Source organism: Pseudomonas sp. SbOxS1, assembly GCF_013416725.1.
Lineage (GTDB): Bacteria > Pseudomonadota > Gammaproteobacteria > Pseudomonadales > Pseudomonadaceae > Aquipseudomonas.
Map to the genome: position 1 here is coordinate 326,780 of NZ_JAAVXC010000002.1, position 21,318 is coordinate 348,097.

The following is a 21,318-nucleotide window of genomic DNA, read 5'->3' on the forward strand; positions in this document are numbered from 1 at the left end:
CTTTTTCGTTTAAGGCCTGTCGCGCAATCTACGACAAAGCTTGAGTGAAAGTGATTGGGAGGGAACAATATGTTACTTCGTGTTTCCAATTGAGATTCATTCATGATTGCCCCGTCCCGATTCCTGGCCTGGCTGATAGCGCCAGTGTTTGCCCTGTGCAGTTTCAATCTGCTGGCCGACACCGTGGAAGGCGCACCGCAGGCGCTGCACTTGCTTGATTACATCGGCGCGGACTACCCGCAAGCGGTGCAGGCAGGCAAGGTCGTCAACGAATCCGAATACCGTGAACAGCTGGAATTCACCCAGGCGTTGCAAGGCTTGATTGCCGGCATGCCGGCCAAACCGGAAAAGGCCGGGCTGGAGCAGGGCATCAGTCAGCTGCGCGAGGCGATCACCGCACGCCAGGACGGTGCGGACGTCGCCCGTCAGGCTCGGCAGCTTGGCGCAAAACTGGCCGTGGCCTATGAAGTCAGCCAGGCCCCGATCATCACCCCGGACCCGACCCGCGGCGCGCCACTGTACGCCCAGCATTGCTCTGTGTGTCACGGCGATGCAGGCGCTGGCGACGGCCCGGCGGGTGTGGGGCTGACCCCGCCGCCAGCTAACTTGCGTGATAACGCGCGCCTGGACCACCTGAGCCTCTACGCGATCTACAACACGGTAGGCCTGGGGGTCGAAGGCACCGACATGCCGGCTTTCGGCGATCAGCTGGATGATCGTCAGCGTTGGGACCTGGCAACCTATGTCGCCAGCTTCAGTGCCGATCCGCAGACCGCCAGCAGCGACAAGATCTACAACATTGCCGATCTGGCTCGTCAGACCCCGGCCGAAGTGCAGGCCACCGACGGCCCGCAGGCCGCCGCGACTTTCCGCGCGCAACGGGCCCAGCCGCCGCAGGCCAAGCGTGGCCCGGCGCAGTTGCTCGACTACACCGCCAGCACCCTGGACAAGAGCGTCGCGGCTTACCGCGCGGGCGATCACGATCAGGCCTATGACCTGTCGGTAGCGGCGTACCTGGAAGGCTTCGAACTGGTCGAAAGCTCCCTGGACAACGTCGATGCCACCGTGCGCAAGGACACTGAGAAGTCGCTGATGGCTTACCGGCAGTCGTTGCAGGATGGCTTGTCGGTAGACCAGGTCGAGCAGCGCTTGGAGGCGGCCAAGGCCAAATTGAAGACGTCTGCCGATTTGTTGGGCAGCGATGGTCTGAGCTGGTCGTTGAGCTACATTTCCGGGCTGTTGATTCTGCTGCGCGAAGGCCTGGAAGCGATTTTGGTGCTGGCGGCGATCCTTGCCTTCCTGCGTAACACTGGCCAGCAATCGGCGGTACGCAGTGTCAACGTCGGTTGGGGCCTGGCGCTGCTGGCCGGTCTGGGCACCTGGGCACTGGCGGCGTATGTGATCGATGTCAGCGGCTCGCAGCGTGAGTTGCTGGAAGGCGCAACGGCGCTGTTCGCCAGCGTCATGGTGTTGTGGCTCGGTGTGTGGATGCACGACCGTCGTCATGCCGCGGCCTGGCAGGATTACATCAAGAGCAGCCTGGTGGGCGGTGGTGGGCGTTTCGGTTTTGCGATCCTGGCGTTCTTCTCGGTGTATCGCGAACTGTTCGAAGTGATCCTGTTCTACGAAACCCTGTGGTTGCAGGCCGGGCCTGCGGGCCATGACGCCGTGCTGGCCGGTGGTGCGACGGCGCTGGTGCTGCTGGTCGGCCTGGCCTGGGTGATCCTGCGCGGCTCGGCGAAACTGCCGCTGGCGCTGTTCTTCAGCATCAACGCCGGTTTGCTTTGTGCCTTGTCGGTGGTGTTCGCCGGGCATGGCGTGAAGGCGTTGCAGGAAGCCGGGATCTTCGGCACGCGGCCGGTGCCATTCTTTGAGTTCGATTGGTTGGGGATTCATGCGGATGCGTATTCGTTGAGTGCGCAGGCGGTGGCGATACTGGCGATCGTTGTGCTGTATGGGCGTAGTCGTATGGCCGAGAAGCAGCGGGTTACGGCTTAAAAGCATTCGCTTCGCTCATATTCGCGAGCAGGCTCGCTCCCACAGGATTTGCGTATAACCTGTGGGAGCGAGCCTGCTCGCGAAGCTTTTTAGAGGGGAAAAAAACATGCGCGTATGGATTGATGCCGACGCCTGCCCCCGGGCGGCCAAGGATCTGGTGGTGAAGTTCGCCCTCAAGCGCCAGTTCGAGGTGGTGCTGGTGGCCGGCCAGCCGCAGAGCAAGCCTGGCCTGGCGCTGGTGAAACTGATTGTGGTGCCAAGTGGCCCTGATGCGGCCGACGATTACCTCGTGGAACACGCGGTGCCTGGTGAGCTGGTGATCTGTAGCGATGTGCCGCTGGCCGACCGGCTGGTGAAAAAAGGCGTTGCCGCGCTGGACCCGAGGGGTAAGGAGTTTGACGCGCAGAACATGGGCGATCGGCTGGCCGTGCGCAACCTGTTCACCGACTTGCGTGAACAGGGGCAGATGAGTGGCGGGCCGGCACCCTTTGGCGAGCGGGAAAAGCAGGCGTTTGCCAATGCGCTGGACCGGATACTCACTCGTCTTTCCCGCTCACGCTGATCGTTCCCACGCTCTGCGTGGGAATGCAGCCAGGGACGCTCCGCGTCCCTAAAGCGGACGCAGAGCGTCCGGTGAGGCATTCCCACGCGGAGCATGGGAACGATCGGGTTCGGGTTTCAGTGTCAGGCGTCGTTTTCGTGGGTCAGTTCGAGCACGCGGTCGACCAGTTTGTTGATGCCAGACGCCGCCTCACTGATGCTCCCGGCCAGCATGTACGCCGGAGTGCTCACCAGTTTGCGTGCCTTGTCTTCGACGATATCGCTCACGGCACACTCCATGTGGGTGGCGCCCATCTTGTTCAGGGCCGCTGCCGTTTGTGCGTCGTTGCCGATGGTGCACGTCACGCCGGGCCCATAGATTTTCGCCGCCAGGGCAGGCGAGATGCAGATCAGGCCGACCGGTTTGCCGGCCTCGGCAAAGGCTTCGGTCAAGGCCAGGACGTCCGGCTGAACGGTGCAGGCGGTACCTTCGATGGCGAAGTTGGAAAGGTTCTTGGCCGAGCCGAAGCCGCCGGGAATGATCAGCGCATCGAATTCCTCGGCGTCGGCCTCGCGGATGTCCTTGACCTCGCCACGGGCAATTCGGGCGGACTCCACCAGCACATTGCGCGACTCGGGCATTTCTTCGCCGGTCAGGTGATTGATCACGTGCAGCTGCGCGATATTCGGTGCAAAACACTGCACCTGCGCGCCACGCTGGTCCAGGCGCAGCAGGGTCACCACGCTTTCGTAAATTTCGGCGCCGTCGTATACGCCACAACCGGAAAGGATCACTGCAACTTTTTTGCTCATGGGCTTTTCTCCAGATTCATGGCGTTAAATGTCCACTAATTTGTCACTCGTTGCCATAGGGATAATTCGAGGCTACACATAGGATCTGTCCTCAAGATTCCCATCAGGGCGCGTCATGGACTTCATTCTGTATGCGGTGCCGTTTTTCTTTGTGCTGATCGCGGTCGAGCTGCTGGCCGACCGTTGGCGCGGGGTCAGCAACTATCGGCTGGCGGACGCGATCAACAGCATCAGCACCGGCGTGCTGTCGACCACCACGGGCCTTTTGACCAAGGGCGTGGGGTTGGTGACCTATGCGTTCGCCCTCAAGCACCTGGCACTGTTCGAGCTCTCGGCTGACAGCGCCTGGACCTGGGTGTTCGCCTTTGTCCTCTACGATTTCTGCTACTACTGGCTGCACCGCATGGGCCACGAGCGCAACATCCTCTGGGCCGCGCATTCGGTGCATCACCAGAGCGAGGACTACAACCTCTCCACCGCCCTGCGCCAGACCAGTACCGGGTTCCTGCTGAGCTGGATCTTCTACCTGCCCATGGCTGTCGTCGGCGTACCGTTGCTGGTGTTCGTCAGCGTCGCGGCGCTGAACCTGCTGTACCAGTTCTGGGTGCATACCCGGCACATTCCCAAGCTCGGCTGGTTCGAGTGGTTTTTCGTCACGCCATCCAATCATCGGGCTCACCATGCACAGAACGCTCTCTACATGGATCGCAACTACGGCGGCGTGTTCATTATTTGGGACCGTCTATTCGGCTCGTTCCAGGAAGAGGACGACAACGAACCGGTGATTTTCGGCGTGACCACGCCGCTGGCGAGCTGGAACCCGGTATGGGCCAACGTACAGTTCTACGCCCAGTTGTGGGCGGATGCGCGTCGTGCCGAAAGCACCTGGGACAAGCTGCGGATCTGGTTCATGCGCACCGGCTGGCGGCCGGCGGACGTGGCGGCCAGGTACCCGATGAACAAGCCGGACCTGAGCCAGTTCCGTAAATTCGAAGTGCCGCTGGACGGGCGTCAGCAGCTCTACGTGCTGCTGCAGTTCTGCGTCTACGTCGCACTGGGCAGCTATTTGATGAACTTTGCGCCCAGTCTGTCGACGGCTGCGTTGGTGTTGGGCTGGGGGGCTGTGGCGCTGGGCCTGTTCGTATTGGGCGTGGCCCTGGAGAATCGCCCGTGGGCGCTGAAGCTGGAGTTGCTGCGCCTGGCATCGAATGTGCCGCTGGTATGGCTGGCGCCGCTGGTGGGGCTGTGGCCGGCCAGCGCGGTGGGCTGGGTCGGCCTGCTCAGTTACAGTCTGATCAGCGGTATCGGGCTTTACTGCTGCAGAAACCGGTTTACTCGACTGGCGTCTTAGGGTTGCCGGTATTGTGCTGTTGGGCTTTCAGGGCTTGCTCGTCGGCATAGATCTGCTTGGCCAGGCGAGCATTCTTGAACCGGCGGCGCAGCCACAGGCCCAGTCCGAGGACGAGCAGGGCACCGAGCACCCACAGTTCGTACTTCTTGATGCTGCCAAGCATCCCTTCCAGTACCGCGCCGAAGTGATAGGCCGCCGCCGCCAGGGCGGTGGCCCAGATCGCCGCGCCAATCCCGTTGAGCAGCAAGTAACGGCCCGGCGGATAGCCCGACAGGCCGATCGCCACCGGCATCACGGTGCGCAGGCCGTAGACAAAGCGGAAGCTCAGGACCCAGATGTCCGGATGCTTGCGGATGTGCTCCAGCGCCCGGTCACCCATCAACTGCCAGCGCGGTTTGCGCGCCAGCAACTTGCGCCCGTGCTTGCGTCCCAGGAAGTACCACAGCTGATCGCCGGCATAGCTGCCGAAGAACGCCACGACCACCACCAGGTTGATGTCCATGTATCCACGGAACGCGAGGAAGCCCGCGAGCACCAGGATGGTTTCGCCTTCGAAGAACGTGCCTAGGAAAAGCGCAAAGTAGCCGAAGTCATGCAGGAATTGTTGGAGCATTGTCTGGGTGCTGGCGAAATGAACGCGCAGCCTAACCCTTCGTACACATTCAGGAAAGTGTCCAAATGTGTCTCGACGTGAACATTTCCTACAAGGACAATGGAATGCGGCTACCTGTCACAGGGTGCACACAACTGTAATACCTTCGTCATAATGGCCGCTTATAACTGTCACGCTCGCACGCCTGCGGGCTCAGGAGTCTGCCGTGAGCTTTACCCCCGCCAACCGTTTATTCCCTGCAACCCGCCTGCGCCGCAACCGCCGTGACGATTTTTCCCGTCGACTGGTCCGTGAAAACGTGTTGACCGTCGATGACCTGATCCTGCCGGTGTTTGTGCTGGACGGTGAAAACCGTCGCGAGGCGGTGGCCTCGATGCCGGGCGTCGAACGCCTGACCATCGATCTGTTGCTCGAAGAAGCGGCCAAGTGGGTCGAGCTGGGGATTCCGGCGCTGGCGCTGTTCCCGGTGACGCCGCCAGGGCTCAAGTCGCTGGATGGCGCCGAAGCCTGGAACCCCGAAGGCATTGCCCAGCGTGCCACCCGCGCGCTGCGTGCGCAGTTCCCTGAGCTGGGGGTGATCACCGACGTCGCCCTGGACCCGTTCACCACCCACGGCCAGGACGGCATTCTCGACGAAGAAGGCTATGTGCAGAACGACATCACCGTCGACGCACTGGTCAGGCAAGCCCTGTCCCATGCCGAAGCGGGCGCCCAGGTGGTTGCACCTTCGGACATGATGGACGGTCGCATCCAGGCGATCCGCGAGGCCCTCGAAGTGGCCGGTCACGTCAACGTGCGGATCATGGCCTACTCGGCGAAGTACGCCAGTGCCTATTACGGCCCGTTCCGCGATGCGGTCGGTTCGGCGCTGAACCTGGGTAAGGCCAACAAGGCCTCCTATCAGATGGACCCGGCCAACAGCAACGAAGCCCTGCACGAAGTGGCGGCTGACTTGTCAGAAGGCGCAGACATGGTCATGGTGAAGCCAGGCATGCCCTATCTGGACATCCTCTGCCGGGTCAAAGAAGAATTCAAAGTGCCGACCTTTGTTTATCAAGTCAGTGGCGAATACGCCATGCACATGGCGGCGATCCAGAATGGCTGGTTGAGCGAAGGGGTTATCCTCGAATCCCTGACCGCTTTTAAACGTGCAGGCGCTGATGGCATCCTGACATATTTCGCCGTTCGTGCTGCTCAATTGTTACGAGAGCAACAATAGCCCTCCCAGGAACATTCGATGAATACCGAAGTACTCACTGAAGTTGCCGTAAAAGACGCTCAACCTGTGGTGGAGCAAGTCGACGAGACCCCGCCGGAGCTGGAGCCAGCTCCGCCCGCGGCGGTCATCGAGACTGCTGTGGCAGCGCCGGCGATTGCCATTCCCGGCCTGGATGACAGCAGCCTGTACATCCACCGTGAGCTGTCGCAACTGCAGTTCAATATCCGCGTGCTGGAACAGGCACTGGACGAGTCCTACCCGCTGCTGGAGCGGCTGAAGTTCCTGCTGATCTTCTCCAGCAACCTGGACGAGTTCTTCGAGATTCGTGTCGCCGGCCTCAAGAAGCAGATCACCTTTGCCCGGGAACAGGCCGGTGCCGATGGCTTGCAACCGCACCAGGCCCTGGCCCGCATCAGTGAGCTGGTACACGGTCATGTTGACCGCCAGTACGCGATCCTCAACGACATTCTGCTGCCGGAACTGGAAAAACATCAGGTCCGCTTCATCCGTCGCCGCAACTGGACGACCAAGCTCAAGACCTGGGTCCGGCGCTACTTCCGCGACGAAATCGCCCCGATCATCACCCCGATCGGCCTCGACCCGACGCACCCGTTCCCGTTGCTGGTCAACAAGAGCCTGAACTTCATCGTCGAGCTCGAAGGCATCGATGCCTTCGGTCGCGACTCCGGCCTGGCGATCATCCCGGCACCGCGCCTGCTGCCGCGCATCATCAAGGTGCCGGAAGAAGTCGGCGGCGCTGGCGACAACTATGTGTTCCTGTCGTCGATGATCCACGCCCACGCCGATGACCTGTTCCAGGGCATGAAGGTCAAGGGCTGCTACCAGTTCCGCCTGACCCGAAACGCCGACCTGGCGCTGGACTCCGAAGACGTCGAAGACCTGGCGCGTGCCTTGCGCGGTGAACTGTTCTCCCGCCGTTATGGCGACGCGGTGCGCCTGGAGGTCGCCGATACCTGCCCGAAACACCTGTCCGACTACCTGCTCAAGCAATTCAACCTGAGCGAGACCGAGCTGTATCAGGTCAACGGTCCGGTGAACCTGACGCGTCTGTTTAGCATCACCGGCCTGGACAGCCAGCGCGAGCTGCAGTACCTGCCGTTTACCCCGCAGATCCCGAAACTGCTGCAAAACAGCGAGAACATCTTCAGCGTGATCAGCAAGCAGGACATCCTGTTGCTGCACCCGTTCGAGTCATTCACTCCAGTGGTCGACCTGCTGCGCCAGGCCGCCAAGGACCCGCATGTGCTGGCGGTGCGCCAAACCCTGTATCGCTCCGGCGCCAACTCGGAAATCGTCGATGCGTTGGTGGACGCGGCGCGTAACGGCAAGGAAGTCACCGCGGTGATCGAATTGCGCGCGCGGTTCGATGAAGAATCCAACCTGCAACTGGCCAGCCGCCTGCAAGCGGCCGGTGCGGTGGTGATCTACGGTGTGGTCGGCTTCAAGACCCACGCCAAGATGATGCTGATCCTGCGCCGCGAAGCGGGTGAGATCGTGCGTTACGCGCACTTGGGCACGGGTAACTACCACGCCGGCAACGCCCGCCTGTACACCGACTACAGCCTGCTGACCTCCGACGACGCCCTGTGCGAAGACGTGGGCAAACTGTTCAGCCAGTTGATCGGCATGGGCAAGACGCTGCGCATGAAGAAGCTGCTGCATGCGCCGTTTACCCTGAAAAAGGGCATGCTCGACATGATTGCCCGCGAAACCCAGTTCGCCCTCGACGGCAAACCGGCGCACATCATCGCCAAGTTCAACTCGCTGACCGATCCGAAGATCATCCGTGCGCTGTACAAGGCCAGCCAGTCTGGCGTGCGCATCGACCTGGTGGTGCGTGGCATGTGCTGCCTGCGGCCGGGCATCGCCGGGGTTTCGCACAACATCCATGTGCGCTCGATCATCGGTCGCTTCCTGGAACACACCCGGGTCTTCTACTTCCTCAATGGCGGCGATGAGCAGATGTTCCTCTCCAGCGCCGACTGGATGGAGCGCAACCTCGACAAGCGCGTCGAGACTTGCTTCCCGGTGGAAGGCAAGAAGCTGATCATGCGGGTCAAGAAAGAGCTGGAGTTGTACCTCACCGATAACACCCACAGCTGGAGCCTGCAGTCGGACGGTCGTTACATCCGTAACACGCCGACCGGCAACCAGAACCCGCGCAGCGCCCAGGCTACATTGCTGGAGCGGTTGGGTAGCCCGATCCTGACGGTTCGGTAACACCGGCACGAGGTAAAAAAATGGCGATCCCTGCGGATCGCCATTTTTGTTTCCACCCTGTAGGAGCTGGCTTGCCAGCGAAGGCGTCCTCGATTTCGACACAAGGCTCGATGACGCCTTCGCCGGCAAGCCGGCTCCTACAGGGGCCGTTTTGCGGCGATAGGTTGTTTATCGAGCGGTCAGTACGGTATCCACGCGCGTGAGCCACTGCGCTTCGATCTCGAAGTCGGCCTGGGTCAGTTGGTTGTCTTCCAGCCAGTGCTCCGGGAACACTACTTCCAGGCTGTTGCCATTGGCGTTCAGTTCCACCTGGGGCATTTGCTGGGTGCCGCGGATGTGATGGAACAGGATCGCGAAGCGCAGCAGCACGCACAGGCGAATCAGCTTGATACCGTCATCGCCGAATTCGGCGAACTTGTCCTTGGGAATGTTACGGCGGTGACCGCGAACCAGCAGTGCGAGCATCAGCTGGTCCTCGCGGGAGAAGCCGGCCAGGTCCGAGTGCTCGATCAGGTAGGCGCCGTGCTTGTGGTACTGATAGTGGGCGATGTCCAGGCCCACTTCATGCACCTTGGCCGCCCAGCCGAGCAGTTCGCGCCAGACGCCGTCTTCCAGGTCCCAGTCCTTGGCCACCTGATCGAAGGCATGCAGGGCTTTGCGTTCGACTCGCACTGCCTGTTCCAGGTCGACGTGATAACGCTCCATCAGCGAGGTCAGGGTGCGTTCACGCACGTCTTCGTGATGATGACGACCCAGCAGGTCATAGAGCACGCCTTCGCGCAACGCGCCTTCACAGTGGTCCATGCGTTGCAGTTCAAGGGAATCGAAGATGGCTTCGAGGATGGCCAGGCCTGCCGGGAAAATCGCCCGTCGGTCCGGCTTGATGCCTTCGAAGTCGATTTTCTCGACATCGCCCAGTTTGATCAGCTTGCGCTTGAGCCAGGACAGGCCTTCGGCATTCACTTCGCCGCTGCCGTGGCCGCCGGCCTTCAGCGCCAGGCCGATGGCGCGGATGGTGCCCGAGGAGCCGATGGCTTCATCCCAGGTCAGGCGGTGCAGGGCGTGTTCGATGCTCATGATCTCCAGCCGTGCTGCCGTATACGCCTGGGCGTAACGGGCCGGGGTGATCTTGCCGTCCTTGAAGTAACGCTGGGTGTAGCTGACGCAACCCATCTGCAGGCTTTCGCGCAACAAGGGCTCGAAGCGCTGACCGATGATGAATTCGGTACTGCCGCCGCCGATGTCGGCCACCAGGCGTTTGCCCGGGGTGTCGGCGAGGGTGTGGGACACGCCGAGATAGATCAGGCGCGCTTCTTCACGGCCGGAGATGACTTCCACCGGGTGGCCGAGGATTTCTTCGGCTCGGTGGATGAATTCGTTGCGGTTACGGGCTTCACGCAGGGCGTTGGTGCCGACGATCCGCACGGCGCCCGTAGGCATACCGTTGATCAGTTGGGCAAAACGCTTGAGGCAATCGAGCCCGCGTTGCATCGATTCTTCGCTGAGGTGGCGTTCGTCGTCGATACCGGCGGCCAGCTGAACCTTCTCCCCGAGACGTTCGAGAATGCGGATTTCGCCGTTCTGGGCCTTGGCCACGACCATGTGAAAGCTGTTGGAGCCCAGGTCGATTGCGGCGATCAGGGACAGATTCTTGGCTTGGGATTGCGGCATGGTCAGGGTCTCGGTCGATAACCTCGACATCGTGCCACGATCACAGGCTGGCGCCAACGCGTTGTGTTCAAAGCCGATCGTTCCCACGCTCTGCGTGGGAATGCCTCAACGGACGCTCCGCGTCCGCTTTTGGGACGCAGAGCGTCCCTGGCTGCATTCCCACGCGGAGCGTGGGAACGATCACTTCACCCGGCCGCCTCAACCGTTCCAATGAAATTCGCCAGCTCCACCGTCCGCGGATTGGCGAACAACTCCTTCGGATCCCCCACCTCATGCACCAACCCCTGGTGCATGAACACCAACTTGTCCCCAACCTCCCGGGCAAAACGCATTTCATGGGTGACCATGATCAGCGTCATGCCTTCCTTGGCCAGTTGGCGAACCACGCTCAGCACTTCGTTGACCAGCTCCGGGTCGAGCGCCGAGGTGATTTCGTCGCACAGCAATACCTTGGGCGACATGGCCAGCGCGCGGGCAATCGCCACCCGCTGTTGCTGCCCGCCGGACAGTCGATCGGGGAAGGCGTCGAACTTCTCCCCCAGCCCGACCCGTTCCAGCATCTGCCGCGCCAGTTCGGCAGCCTTGGTTTTCGGCACTTTCTGCACCACTTGAGGCGCAAGCATCACGTTCTCGCCGACCGTCAGGTGCGGGAACAGGTTGAACTGCTGGAACACCATCCCGACTTTCTGCCGCAGGCTGCGCAGGTCGGCGCGGGCGGCGTCGAGGTATTCGCCGTCGACTTCGATGACGCCATCGTTGATCGATTCCAGGCCGTTGAGGGTGCGCAGCAAGGTCGACTTGCCCGAGCCGCTGCGGCCGATGATCGCCACCACCTGGCCTTGCTCGACACTCAGGTCGATGCCTTTGAGCACATGGTGGTCGCCATAGTATTTATGCAGGGCGGAAATTCTAAGCAGAGGCATGCAGTCTCCTTTCCAGGTAGCGCGCACTGAGGGACAAGGGGTAGCAGAGCAGGAAGTAGCCGAGGGCGACCAGGCCGTAGACCATGAAAGGCTCGAAGGTGGCGTTGGCCAGCATGCCGCCGGTCTTGGTCAGTTCGGTGAAGCCGATGATCGAGGTCACGGCAGTGCCCTTGACCACTTGCACCGAGAAACCCACGGTCGGCGCCACGGCGATGCGCAGCGCTTGCGGCAAAATCACGTAGCGCAGTTGTTCCAGGGGGTTCAGCGCCAGGCTCGACGAGGCTTCCCACTGGCCGTGGGGGATCGACTCGACGCAACCGCGCCAGATCTCTGCCAGATAGGCACTGGTGAACAACGTCAAGGCGATTGCCGCGGCGGCCCAGGGCGAAATCTCCACCCCGGCCAGCGCCACCCCGAAGAACACCAGGAACAGCTGCATCAACAGCGGCGTGCCCTGGAACAGTTCGATGTAGGTGCGGGAAAAGCTGCGCGGCAGGGGTTTGTTCGAGAGGCGCATCAGCATGATCAACAAGCCGATCAGCCCACCGCCCACGAACGCCACCAGCGACAGCGCCAGAGTCCATTGCAGGCCCGTGAGCAGGTTGCGCACGATGTCCCAGAAGGTGAAATCGCTCATCGGCTGCTCCTTGCGATGAACCGGTGGCCGATCCAGTTCAGCAACTGGCGGATCAACAAGGCCATGCACAGATAGAGCAGCGTGGTCAGGGCATAGGTTTCAAAGGCGCGGAAGTTGCGCGACTGGATGAAGTTGGCGGCGAAGCTCAGCTCTTCGGTGGCGATCTGCGAACAGACCGCCGAGCCGAGCATGACGATGATGATCTGGCTGCTCAGGGCCGGCCAGACCTTGCCCAGCGCCGGCAGCAGCACCACGTGGCGGAAGGCTTCGAAGCGCGTCATCGCCAGTGCCGCCGCGGCTTCCAGCTGGCCTCGCGGGATCGCCTGGACGCCGGCACGGATGATCTCGGTCGAGTAGGCCCCCAGATTGATCACCATCGCCAGCACCGCTGCCTGCCATTCGGAAATCTGCACGCCCAGTGACGGCAGGCCGAAGAAGATGAAAAACAACTGCACCAGGAACGGCGTGTTGCGGATCAACTCCACGTAGACCGCGAAAATCCCGGCGAAGGGGCGGATGTTCCATGCCCGCACCAGCGCCCCGACGATGCCCAGGCCCACCCCCAGCACTGCGCCGATGGCCGTCAGTTCAAGGGTGAACAACGCGCCGCGCAGCAACAGGTCGGTGTTGTGCACCACCGGCAAGAAATCGAACTGATAAGCCATAGCGTGTCTCCTGCGCGCCGGATCAGAGGTCGGCCGGCAGCGGTTCTTTCAACCAGGCCAGGGCATTTTTCTCCAGCGCGCCGTCGCTCTTGGCGGTCACGAGGATCTGGTTGACCTTGTCCAGCAGCGCCGGCTCGTTCTTGTTCACGCCCACGTAGACGGGCGAGTCCTTGAGCTTCACTTTCAGCGCCGGCACGCGTTTGGGGCTCTTCTCGCTGATCGCGACCATCACCACGTTGCCGCTGGCGATCAGGTCCACTTGCCCGGCCAGGTACGCGGCGATGGTCGAGTTGTTGTCTTCGAAACGCTTGATGGTCACGCCTTCGGGGGCGACCTTGGTCAGTTCGATGTCTTCGATGGCGCCACGGGTGACGCTGATGGTTTTGCCCTTGAGGTCGTCCAGGCTCTTGATGTCGGCGTCTGGCGGACCGAACACGGCGAGATAGAACGGCGCATAGGCGCGGGAGAAGTCGATGACTTTTTCCCGCTCGGGGTTCTTGCCCAGGCTGGAGATCACCAGGTCGACCTTGCCGGTGGTGAGGAACGGGATGCGGTTGGTGCTGTTGACCGGGGTCAGTTCAAGCTTGACCTTGAGCTGGTCGGCCAGCAGTTTGGCGGTGTCGATGTCCAGGCCGCGGGGCTTCATGTCCGGGCCGACCGAGCCGAAGGGCGGGAAGTCCTGCGGTACGGCGACCTTGAGGACGCCGCGCTTGACCACATCTTCCAGGGCGTCGGCGTGGGCGGGGGCCTGACACAGCACGAGGCTGGTGAACAAGGCAGCGAGGAGGGCGCTGTAACGCTGGGTCATGGCAAGTCTCCGGATCTTCGAGAAGTGATTTCTGCGGATCGACAGAGCACGGGCCATGCCAACATGCCGGCTTCGGGGCGCCAGGCCGCGGTTTTGCTGGCGTCGCACGGTCTTACTGGTCTGAACAGTCAGGTAACCTTTCGCACCCCGATGGCGCAACCGTGAAAGCAATCGAACCCCCATGGGGCACGACTTGCCGGGCGCGGCGAATAGCTTTACAACTGATCGCACATTGGCCTGGTTCGACTGGAAAACCATGAATTCGATCTCTCGCGCCGTACCTGAAGTGGCGCTGCAAGCCATCCGCAAACTGATCACCGAACAGGGTTTCGGGCCGGGGGATGCCTTGCCCTCGCAACGGGACCTGGCCGTGCAATTGGGTGTCAGTCGGGCATCGTTGCGCGAGGCGTTATCCTCGCTCAGCGCCCTGGGTGTCATCAGTATCCAGCCGGGTAAGGGTGTGTTCGTGCAGGCGCCCGTGGAGCTGCCCCGAGGCGAGGCGGCACCCGGGTGGCCGTTCGCGGCACAGGCTTCGCCCCTGGATATCTTCCAGTTGCGTTATGCGCTGGAGGGCTTCGCTGCGGGGCTGGCGGCCGTGACCTTGAGCATCGATGAGCTCGATGCACTGGAAGATAACGTCGCCGCCATGCGCGACGAGCTCAAGCGGGGCGACTTCGAAGCGGCGGCCCGCCTGGACTTTGAATTCCACCGGCGCATTTTGCTGGCCAGCGGCAACCAGGCGATGCTGAGCATCCTGACGGCCAGCGCCGACATCTTCCTGGAAAGCCAGAAGCTACCGTTCATCCGGGCCGAGCGGGCCATGGAAACCTGGCAGGAACACCGCAAGATCCTGCGCGCGCTGGCGCGCCGGGCCTCGGGGGCTGCGCAAAAGGCCATGCATGAACACGTGCGCAACGCGGCGCTGCGCACAGGAATTGCGTTCGTCGCTCCCGCCACGGCGTGACCTGGGCTATACCCAAACTCATGTAACACCATAGCGAGACTCAATCATCTGCACCTTCCTGAACGAGGGAAGGGCCGTTATGATGGGCCACGTTTTTTTGCTTACAACCCTGGAGAATTCCATGAGCAGCGATCTTATCAAACACGTTAGCGACGCTAGCTTCGAGGCCGACGTACTCAAGGCTGAAGGCGCTGTACTGGTCGACTACTGGGCTGAGTGGTGCGGCCCTTGCAAAATGATCGCTCCTGTCCTGGACGAAATTGCAGAGACTTACAAAGGCAAGCTGACCGTTGCCAAGCTGAACATCGACGAAAACCAGGAAACCCCCGCCAAGCACGGCGTGCGTGGTATCCCTACGCTGATGCTGTTCAAGAACGGCAACGTTGAAGCGACCAAGGTCGGCGCACTGTCGAAGTCGCAACTGGCGGCTTTCCTCGACGCCAACATCTAAGCGTCGTTACAGCGTGTCAGAAAAAGGCCCCGCAATTAGCGGGGCTTTTTTCGTTGTAGAGGGCTAGACGCTCCGAAACTCAGGTGTTACATTCGGCCCCGCGCTGGTTTCTCCAGTGCCCCCTGCTAGCCGTCGCCGACGCTCTCCTTTTCGAATAAGTACGCGATCCTGTCGCCTTCTCCGCGGCGCGGCCTCATTAAGCCAAAAGCTTAATTTCCCCCCTCCATAAATGATTACGTCATTCCTATATGAATCTGACTGAACTCAAGCAAAAGCCGATTACCGAACTGCTCGAATTGGCCGAACAGATGGGCATAGAAAATATGGCCCGTTCGCGCAAGCAGGACGTGATTTTCTCCCTGCTGAAAAAGCACGCGAAAAGCGGCGAGGAAATCTCCGGTGATGGCGTGCTGGAGATTCTCCAGGACGGCTTCGGCTTCCTCCGCTCTGCAGACGCCTCCTATCTCGCCGGCCCAGACGATATCTACGTCTCGCCGAGCCAGATCCGTCGCTTCAACTTGCGCACCGGTGACACCATCGTTGGCAAGATCCGCCCTCCGAAGGAAGGCGAGCGTTATTTCGCGCTGCTCAAGGTCGACACGATCAACTTCGACCGTCCGGAAAACGCGAAAAACAAGATTCTCTTCGAGAACCTGACCCCGCTGTTCCCGACAGTGCGCATGAAGATGGAAGCCGGTAACGGTTCCACCGAAGACTTGACCGGTCGAGTCATCGACCTGTGCGCCCCGATCGGTAAAGGCCAGCGCGGTCTGATCGTTGCACCGCCGAAAGCCGGTAAGACGATCATGCTGCAGAACATTGCGGCGAACATCGCGCGTAACAATCCTGAAGTTCATCTGATCGTATTGCTGATCGACGAACGTCCGGAAGAAGTAACCGAGATGCAGCGCACCGTGCGCGGCGAAGTGGTTGCCTCGACGTTCGACGAGCCGCCAACCCGCCACGTGCAGGTTGCCGAAATGGTGATCGAGAAGGCCAAGCGCCTGGTCGAACACAAGAAGGACGTGGTGATCTTGCTCGACTCCATCACCCGTCTGGCCCGTGCCTACAACACCGTGATCCCGAGTTCCGGCAAGGTATTGACCGGTGGTGTCGATGCCCACGCCCTGGAGAAACCGAAGCGTTTCTTCGGCGCCGCGCGGAACATCGAAGAAGGCGGCTCGCTGACCATCATCGCCACCGCGCTGGTTGAAACCGGCTCGAAGATGGACGAAGTGATCTACGAGGAATTCAAAGGCACCGGCAACATGGAACTGCCTCTGGATCGCCGCATCGCTGAAAAGCGTGTGTTCCCGGCCATCAACATCAACCGTTCGGGTACCCGTCGCGAAGAGTTGCTGACCGCCGACGACGAGCTGCAGCGCATGTGGATCCTGCGCAAGCTGCTGCACCCGATGGACGAAGTGGCTGCCATCGAGTTCCTGGTCGACAAGCTGAAAACGACCAAGACCAACGATGAGTTCTTCCTGTCGATGAAGCGCAAGTAAGTCGATAGACCAGCAAAAGCCGGGGAAACCCGGCTTTTTGCTATCTGAATTTTGCTCAACCGGTAGTTCGTGGTTCTGAATAGAGGGGTTCGGCGCTAAACTGCCCACCCCGAACGCCACGGCCAACACGAGGCTCACGCATGCAGTATCGCGACTTGCGCGACTTTATCAGCGGCCTGGAACAGCGCGGCGAACTCAAGCGCATCCAGGTTCCGGTGTCCCCAGTGCTCGAAATGACCGAGGTCTGCGATCGCACCTTGCGCGCCAAGGGCCCGGCCCTGCTTTTCGAAAAGCCCACCGGTTTTGACATTCCCGTGCTCGGCAACCTGTTCGGTACCCCCGAGCGCGTGGCGCTGGGCATGGGCGCCGAAGCGGTCAGCGAACTGCGCGAGATCGGCAAGTTGCTGGCGTACCTCAAGGAGCCCGAGCCGCCGAAGGGGCTGAAAGACGCCTGGTCCAAGCTGCCGATCTTCCGCAAGATCATCTCGATGGCACCCAAGGTGGTCAAGGATGCGATCTGCCAGGAAGTGGTCATCGAAGGCGACGACGTCGATCTGTCGACCTTGCCGGTGCAGACCTGCTGGCCAGGCGACGTCGCGCCGCTGATCACTTGGGGCCTGACGGTCACCAAAGGTCCGAACAAGGATCGGCAGAACCTCGGCATCTACCGTCAGCAAGTGATTGGCCGCAACAAGGTCATCATGCGCTGGCTGAGTCACCGTGGCGGCGCGCTGGATTACCGCGAATGGTGTGAAAAACATCCTGGCCAGCCGTTCCCGGTCGCCGTGGCGCTTGGCGCAGATCCTGCGACCATTCTTGGCGCCGTGACCCCGGTGCCGGACAGCCTCTCCGAGTACGCCTTCGCCGGCCTGCTGCGCGGCAACCGTACCGAACTGGTGAAATGCCGTGGCAACGACCTGCAAGTGCCGGCCACCGCCGAGATCATCCTTGAAGGCGTGATCCACCCGGGCGAGATGGCCGATGAAGGCCCGTACGGCGACCACACCGGTTACTACAACGAAGTCGACAGCTTCCCGGTGTTCACGGTCGAGCGCATTACCCATCGCATCAAGCCGATCTACCACAGCACCTACACCGGCCGTCCACCGGATGAGCCGGCGATTCTGGGTGTGGCGCTGAACGAAGTGTTCGTGCCGATCCTGCAGAAGCAGTTCCCGGAGATCACCGACTTCTACCTGCCGCCCGAAGGCTGTTCGTACCGCATGGCCGTCGTGACCATGAAGAAGTCGTACCCGGGGCATGCCAAGCGGGTAATGCTCGGTGTCTGGTCGTTTTTGCGACAGTTCATGTACACCAAGTTCGTTATCGTCACTGACGACGATATCAACGCACGGGACTGGAACGACGTGATCTGGGCCATCACCACGCGCATGGACCCCAAGCGTGACACGGTGATGATCGAGAACACGCCGATCGACTACCTCGACTTCGCCTCGCCGGTGTCCGGCCTGGGTTCGAAGATGGGGCTCGATGCCACGCATAAATGGCCGGGTGAAACCACGCGCGAGTGGGGCCGTGTAATCGTCAAGGACGACGCCGTGACCCAGCGGATCGATGCCATCTGGAATCAGTTAGGAATAGATTGATGCGTGTAACCTTGCAGCCCTCCGGAGCCGTACTGGATATCTTGCCCGGCGAGCGGATTCTCGATGGCGCACGCCGCCTGGGCTATGAATGCCCGCAAAGCTGTCGCAACGGTAACTGCCATGTGTGCGCTGCGCTGCTGGTGGAAGGGCGCGTCGAGCAGTCAGGTCTCGTGCGCGACCATGGCGAGTTCTACACTTGCATAGCAGAGCCGCTGGAAGACTGCATCGTGCTGTGGGATGGCGTGCTCGCGCTGGGAGAATTGCCGGTGCGCAGTCTGTCGTGTCAGGTCACCAGTTGCACCGAAGTCGGCGGCGATACCTGGCGGGTGCGGCTGCGGGCGCCTGCCGGCAAGCCACCGCGCTATCACGCGGGCCAGTACCTGATGATCCATCGCGACAACGGCGAGAAGTCGTCCTTCTCCCTGGCCTCGGCCCCCTCCGGTGGGCGTGATCTGGAAATCCACGTGCTGGCGCGCGAAGCCAGTGCGCTCAACCTGATCGAGCAGTTGCAGCGCAATGCCATGGTACGTGTCGACATGCCGTTCGGTGATGCGCACCTGGCCGAGTTGCCGGACGGTCCGCTGGTGCTGATTGCCGCGGGCACTGGAATGGGTCAGGTCCATGGCCTGATCGAACATTGCCGTGCAGAAGGCTTCAAGCATCCCGTGCATCTGTATTGGGGCGTGCGTCGTCCTGAAGACTTTTATGAAGTCGAGCATTGGGATGAGTGGCTGAAACTGCCCAACCTGTTCCTGCATAAAGTCGTCAGCGATCAATGTGGCTGGCAGGGGCGCTGCGGTATGTTGCATGAAGCGGTATGCGAGGACTTTCCTGACCTTAAGGCCCTGCACGTATACGCTAGTGGCTCGCCGGCCATGGTCTACGGCACCCTGGATGCGCTGGTCGAGGCGGGGATGGACGCGCACCAGATGCGCGCCGACGTATTCGCGTACGCACCCAGGTCCTGATGCTCCCCCCACACTGTAGGAGCGAGCCTGCTCGCGATGGTCGTTAACGATTACGCGGGAAGTCAGGCTACCCGCGGCGTTCTTGAGTCCATCGCGAGCAGGCTCGCTCCTACAGTGTGGAGGTATATAACTCCGTATATAGCCTATCGGTATTTATAAAATCTTATAAATGTCGGTAGGTTATATCTCATTCAAGTGATTAATTAAGAGTGGCGCCAAGGCGCTTCATTTACTTGAATACATATGTGCCTTATTGCTACAGCGGTGCGTTCTATTTAGTAACTGTTTACTCGCGGGGAGCTGAACGCTATTCGCCATGAGCGCCATTGAATCTTCGTTTTTGAACCTGTCCTACCCTCCGCAGCTCGATCTGGGGCCGCAACTCACGCACGAACAATTACTCAGCTCGATGCAGTCGACCATGGCGCGCCACCAAGGCGGGCCGGTGTGGCTGTTCGCGTATGGGTCGCTGATCTGGCGCCCGGAGTGCACGGCAGTCGAGCGCGTTCGCGGGCGAGTGCATGGCTACCATCGCGGCCTGTACCTCTGGTCCCACGAGCATCGTGGCACGCCGGAAATGCCCGGGCTGGTATTCGGTCTGGATCGCGGCGGCTCCTGCAGTGGTTTCGCCTATCGCTTGCCGGAAGAACAGCTGGACGCGTCACTATATGCGCTTTGGAAACGCGAGATGCCGTTTCCATCCTATCGCCCACACTGGCTCAACTGCCGACTTGAAGACGGCAGCAAGGTTCAGGCATTGGGATTTGTCCTGGAGCGGCACTTGCCCAGCTATGCCGGCAACTTGCCGGATCACGTACTGAGCCACGTGTTCGAAAACGCTTGCGGGCGTTACGGCACTACTCGCGATTATGTCGAGCAGACTGCCCACGCCCTGCGTAGCCACGCCATGCCAGACCGGAATCTGGAGGCGCGGCTCAAGCGTTGTAAATCAAAGGATGATCAAGCGAGTGCTTCGCGGCTCTGACTGGCGACCTGCTTGTGCCACAGCGTTGGCGCAAGGAAGGCCATCGCCAGCAGGCAGGCACCGATCAGCAGGACGAAACCGCCATCCCAACCGAAATGGTCCACGGTGTAGCCCATCGCCGCACTGGCCGCGACCGAACCGCCCAGGTAGCCGAACAAGCCGGTGAAGCCCGCAGCCGTACCGGCGGCTTTCTTCGGTGCCAGTTCCAGTGCCTGCAGGCCGATCAGCATCACCGGGCCGTAGATCAGGAAGCCGATAGAGACCAGCGCAATCATGTCGACGGTCGGGTTGCCGGCCGGGTTGAGCCAGTACACCAGCGTCGCCACAGTCACCAATGCCATGAACACCATGCCGGTCAGGCCACGGTTGCCACGGAAGATCTTGTCCGACATCCAGCCGCACAGCAGCGTGCCCGGAATACCGGCCCACTCGTAGAAGAAGTACGCCCATGACGTCTTGTCCACGGTGAAGCCCTTGGCTTCCTTGAGGTAGGTCGGTGCCCAGTCCAGCACGCCGTAGCGCAGCAGGTAGACAAAGACGTTGGCCAGGGCGATGTACCAGAGCATCTTGTTGCGCAGCACGTATTTGACGAAGATTTCCTTGGCGCTGAATTCTTCTTCGTGGCTGGCGTCGTAGCCTTCCGGGTAGTCATTCTTGTATTTCTCGATCGGCGGCAGGCCGACCGATTGCGGGGTGTCGCGCATGGTGATGAAGGCAAACACCGCGACCGCCATGGCCACTGCCGCCGGCACATAGAACGCCGCATGCCAGTCGTTGAACAGACCCATGCCGAGCAGGAACAGCGGACCGATCAAGCCGCCACCCACGTTGTGCGCCACGTTCCACAGGGACACCACGCCACCGCGTTCCTTCTGCGACCACCAGTGCACCATGGTCCTCCCACTTGGCGGCCAGCCCATGCCCTGCGCCCAGCCGTTGATGAACAGCAGGACGAACATGATGGTCACGCTGGACGTCGCCCAGTGCGCAAAACCGAACGTGAACATCACCGCCGCCGAGACCATCAGGCCAAACGGCAGGAAGAAGCGCGGGTTGGAACGGTCGGAAACGATGCCCATCAGGAACTTGGACAAGCCATAGGCAATGGCGATGGCCGACAGCGCCACGCCCAGTTCCCCACGGGTGTAGCCCTCTTCGATCAGGTAAGGCATGGCCAGGGAGAAGTTCTTGCGCAGCAGGTAGTAGCCGGCGTAACCGATAAAGATACCGGCGAAGATCTGCCAGCGCAGGCGTCGGTAGGTGCTGTCTATTTTTTCTTCAGGCAGCGGAGCCTGATGTGCGGCAGGACGAAAGAAAGCAAACATTCAAGAGCTCCAAATTTCTTGTTTTGACTGC

The 21,318-nt window shown here is 61.1% G+C and carries 19 protein-coding genes; 11 read left to right on the forward strand and 8 right to left on the reverse strand.

Features of this window, described 5'->3' with window-relative positions:
• Positions 1-102: 102 nt before the first annotated feature.
• Both HFK74_RS02425 and HFK74_RS02430 read left to right on the forward strand, forming a co-directional pair.
• Entirely contained in the window at positions 103-1,998 is a 1,896-nt protein-coding gene (locus HFK74_RS02425) for an FTR1 family protein (protein ID WP_180202196.1), read from the forward strand.
• A 106-nt stretch (positions 1,999-2,104) separates the two neighbouring features.
• Positions 2,105-2,560 (forward strand): YaiI/YqxD family protein, encoded by a 456-nt coding sequence (locus tag HFK74_RS02430; protein ID WP_180202197.1) that lies wholly within the window; start codon positions 2,105-2,107, stop codon positions 2,558-2,560.
• A 122-nt stretch (positions 2,561-2,682) separates the two neighbouring features.
• On the opposite strand, the gene elbB is transcribed toward HFK74_RS02430, so the two are convergent.
• Positions 2,683-3,351, reverse strand: a complete 669-nt coding sequence (elbB, locus tag HFK74_RS02435) for an isoprenoid biosynthesis glyoxalase ElbB (protein ID WP_180202198.1) — start codon at positions 3,349-3,351, stop codon at positions 2,683-2,685.
• A gap of 115 nt (positions 3,352-3,466) precedes the next feature.
• Between elbB and HFK74_RS02440 the strand changes: the two genes are divergently transcribed.
• On the forward strand, positions 3,467-4,702 hold the full coding sequence (locus tag HFK74_RS02440; RefSeq protein ID WP_180202199.1) for a sterol desaturase family protein: 1,236 nt from the start codon (positions 3,467-3,469) through the stop codon (positions 4,700-4,702).
• Here HFK74_RS02440 and HFK74_RS02445 read toward each other — a convergent pair.
• Positions 4,683-5,315, reverse strand: a complete 633-nt coding sequence (locus HFK74_RS02445) for a DedA family protein (RefSeq protein WP_180202200.1) — start codon at positions 5,313-5,315, stop codon at positions 4,683-4,685. The genes HFK74_RS02440 and HFK74_RS02445 overlap by 20 nt on opposite strands.
• Positions 5,316-5,520: 205 nt before the next feature.
• Between HFK74_RS02445 and hemB the strand changes: the two genes are divergently transcribed.
• Positions 5,521-6,534, forward strand: coding sequence for a porphobilinogen synthase (gene hemB / locus HFK74_RS02450; protein ID WP_180202201.1), 1,014 nt, complete (start codon positions 5,521-5,523; stop codon positions 6,532-6,534).
• Positions 6,535-6,552: 18 nt separating this feature from the next.
• Entirely contained in the window at positions 6,553-8,775 is a 2,223-nt protein-coding gene (gene ppk1 / locus HFK74_RS02455; protein WP_180202202.1) for a polyphosphate kinase 1, read from the forward strand.
• Between the two features lie 168 nt (positions 8,776-8,943).
• Here ppk1 and ppx read toward each other — a convergent pair whose 3' ends face one another.
• The 5 genes from ppx to HFK74_RS02480 form a co-directional block, all read right to left on the reverse strand.
• Complete coding sequence (ppx, locus tag HFK74_RS02460) at positions 8,944-10,446, reverse strand: exopolyphosphatase (RefSeq protein WP_180202474.1); 1,503 nt, start codon at positions 10,444-10,446, stop codon at positions 8,944-8,946.
• Positions 10,447-10,631: 185 nt separating this feature from the next.
• On the reverse strand, positions 10,632-11,369 hold the full coding sequence (locus tag HFK74_RS02465) for an amino acid ABC transporter ATP-binding protein (RefSeq protein ID WP_180202203.1): 738 nt from the start codon (positions 11,367-11,369) through the stop codon (positions 10,632-10,634).
• Positions 11,356-12,006, reverse strand: a complete 651-nt coding sequence (locus HFK74_RS02470) for an amino acid ABC transporter permease (RefSeq protein WP_180202204.1) — start codon at positions 12,004-12,006, stop codon at positions 11,356-11,358. The genes HFK74_RS02465 and HFK74_RS02470 overlap by 14 nt, the downstream gene beginning before the upstream one ends.
• A complete protein-coding gene (locus HFK74_RS02475) occupies positions 12,003-12,671 on the reverse strand; it encodes an amino acid ABC transporter permease (RefSeq protein WP_180202205.1) in 669 nt (222 codons plus the stop codon). The genes HFK74_RS02470 and HFK74_RS02475 overlap by 4 nt, the downstream gene beginning before the upstream one ends.
• A gap of 22 nt (positions 12,672-12,693) precedes the next feature.
• Positions 12,694-13,479 carry a transporter substrate-binding domain-containing protein gene (locus HFK74_RS02480; protein ID WP_180202206.1) on the reverse strand — a complete coding sequence of 262 codons (786 nt, stop codon included), beginning with the start codon at positions 13,477-13,479 and terminating at the stop codon, positions 12,694-12,696.
• A 256-nt stretch (positions 13,480-13,735) separates the two neighbouring features.
• On the opposite strand from HFK74_RS02480, the gene HFK74_RS02485 reads away from it, so the two are divergent.
• The 6 genes from HFK74_RS02485 to HFK74_RS02510 all read left to right on the forward strand — a co-directional run bounded on the left by HFK74_RS02485 (position 13,736) and on the right by HFK74_RS02510 (position 19,962).
• Positions 13,736-14,443, forward strand: coding sequence for a FadR/GntR family transcriptional regulator (locus HFK74_RS02485; RefSeq protein ID WP_180202207.1), 708 nt, complete (start codon positions 13,736-13,738; stop codon positions 14,441-14,443).
• 121 nt (positions 14,444-14,564) lie between these two features.
• The gene (trxA, locus tag HFK74_RS02490; protein ID WP_003206727.1) at positions 14,565-14,894 is read left to right on the forward strand and encodes a thioredoxin TrxA; all 330 of its coding nucleotides are present in this window, start codon (positions 14,565-14,567) and stop codon (positions 14,892-14,894) included.
• A gap of 248 nt (positions 14,895-15,142) precedes the next feature.
• The gene (gene rho, locus HFK74_RS02495) at positions 15,143-16,402 is read left to right on the forward strand and encodes a transcription termination factor Rho (protein ID WP_003206716.1); all 1,260 of its coding nucleotides are present in this window, start codon (positions 15,143-15,145) and stop codon (positions 16,400-16,402) included.
• A 140-nt stretch (positions 16,403-16,542) separates the two neighbouring features.
• Entirely contained in the window at positions 16,543-18,009 is a 1,467-nt protein-coding gene (gene ubiD, locus HFK74_RS02500; RefSeq protein ID WP_180202208.1) for a 4-hydroxy-3-polyprenylbenzoate decarboxylase, read from the forward strand.
• On the forward strand, positions 18,009-18,977 hold the full coding sequence (locus tag HFK74_RS02505; RefSeq protein WP_180202209.1) for a CDP-6-deoxy-delta-3,4-glucoseen reductase: 969 nt from the start codon (positions 18,009-18,011) through the stop codon (positions 18,975-18,977). Before ubiD ends, HFK74_RS02505 begins: the two co-directional genes overlap by 1 nt.
• A gap of 316 nt (positions 18,978-19,293) precedes the next feature.
• The gene (locus HFK74_RS02510) at positions 19,294-19,962 is read left to right on the forward strand and encodes a gamma-glutamylcyclotransferase (RefSeq protein ID WP_008055242.1); all 669 of its coding nucleotides are present in this window, start codon (positions 19,294-19,296) and stop codon (positions 19,960-19,962) included.
• Here the strand turns inward: HFK74_RS02510 and glpT are convergent.
• Positions 19,938-21,287: a glycerol-3-phosphate transporter gene (gene glpT / locus HFK74_RS02515; RefSeq protein ID WP_180202210.1), complete on the reverse strand. Its 1,350-nt coding sequence runs from the start codon at positions 21,285-21,287 to the stop codon at positions 19,938-19,940. The genes HFK74_RS02510 and glpT overlap by 25 nt on opposite strands.
• Positions 21,288-21,318 lie beyond the last annotated feature (31 nt).

Excerpts from the sequence above, each read along its gene's own strand:
- HFK74_RS02425 (WP_180202196.1), top strand. The coding sequence starts at position 103 with ATGATTGCCCCGTCCCGATTCCTGGCCTGGCTGATAGCGCCAGTGTTT.
- HFK74_RS02430 (WP_180202197.1), top strand. The coding sequence starts at position 2,105 with ATGCGCGTATGGATTGATGCCGACGCCTGCCCCCGGGCGGCCAAGGAT.
- elbB (WP_180202198.1), bottom strand. The coding sequence starts at position 3,351 with ATGAGCAAAAAAGTTGCAGTGATCCTTTCCGGTTGTGGCGTATACGAC.
- HFK74_RS02440 (WP_180202199.1), top strand. The coding sequence starts at position 3,467 with ATGGACTTCATTCTGTATGCGGTGCCGTTTTTCTTTGTGCTGATCGCG.
- HFK74_RS02445 (WP_180202200.1), bottom strand. The coding sequence starts at position 5,315 with ATGCTCCAACAATTCCTGCATGACTTCGGCTACTTTGCGCTTTTCCTA.
- ppk1 (WP_180202202.1), top strand. The coding sequence starts at position 6,553 with ATGAATACCGAAGTACTCACTGAAGTTGCCGTAAAAGACGCTCAACCT.
- ppx (WP_180202474.1), bottom strand. The coding sequence starts at position 10,446 with ATGCCGCAATCCCAAGCCAAGAATCTGTCCCTGATCGCCGCAATCGAC.
- HFK74_RS02465 (WP_180202203.1), bottom strand. The coding sequence starts at position 11,369 with ATGCCTCTGCTTAGAATTTCCGCCCTGCATAAATACTATGGCGACCAC.
- HFK74_RS02470 (WP_180202204.1), bottom strand. The coding sequence starts at position 12,006 with ATGAGCGATTTCACCTTCTGGGACATCGTGCGCAACCTGCTCACGGGC.
- HFK74_RS02475 (WP_180202205.1), bottom strand. The coding sequence starts at position 12,671 with ATGGCTTATCAGTTCGATTTCTTGCCGGTGGTGCACAACACCGACCTG.
- HFK74_RS02480 (WP_180202206.1), bottom strand. The coding sequence starts at position 13,479 with ATGACCCAGCGTTACAGCGCCCTCCTCGCTGCCTTGTTCACCAGCCTC.
- HFK74_RS02485 (WP_180202207.1), top strand. The coding sequence starts at position 13,736 with ATGAATTCGATCTCTCGCGCCGTACCTGAAGTGGCGCTGCAAGCCATC.
- trxA (WP_003206727.1), top strand. The coding sequence starts at position 14,565 with ATGAGCAGCGATCTTATCAAACACGTTAGCGACGCTAGCTTCGAGGCC.
- rho (WP_003206716.1), top strand. The coding sequence starts at position 15,143 with ATGAATCTGACTGAACTCAAGCAAAAGCCGATTACCGAACTGCTCGAA.
- ubiD (WP_180202208.1), top strand. The coding sequence starts at position 16,543 with ATGCAGTATCGCGACTTGCGCGACTTTATCAGCGGCCTGGAACAGCGC.
- HFK74_RS02505 (WP_180202209.1), top strand. The coding sequence starts at position 18,009 with ATGCGTGTAACCTTGCAGCCCTCCGGAGCCGTACTGGATATCTTGCCC.
- HFK74_RS02510 (WP_008055242.1), top strand. The coding sequence starts at position 19,294 with ATGAGCGCCATTGAATCTTCGTTTTTGAACCTGTCCTACCCTCCGCAG.
- glpT (WP_180202210.1), bottom strand. The coding sequence starts at position 21,287 with ATGTTTGCTTTCTTTCGTCCTGCCGCACATCAGGCTCCGCTGCCTGAA.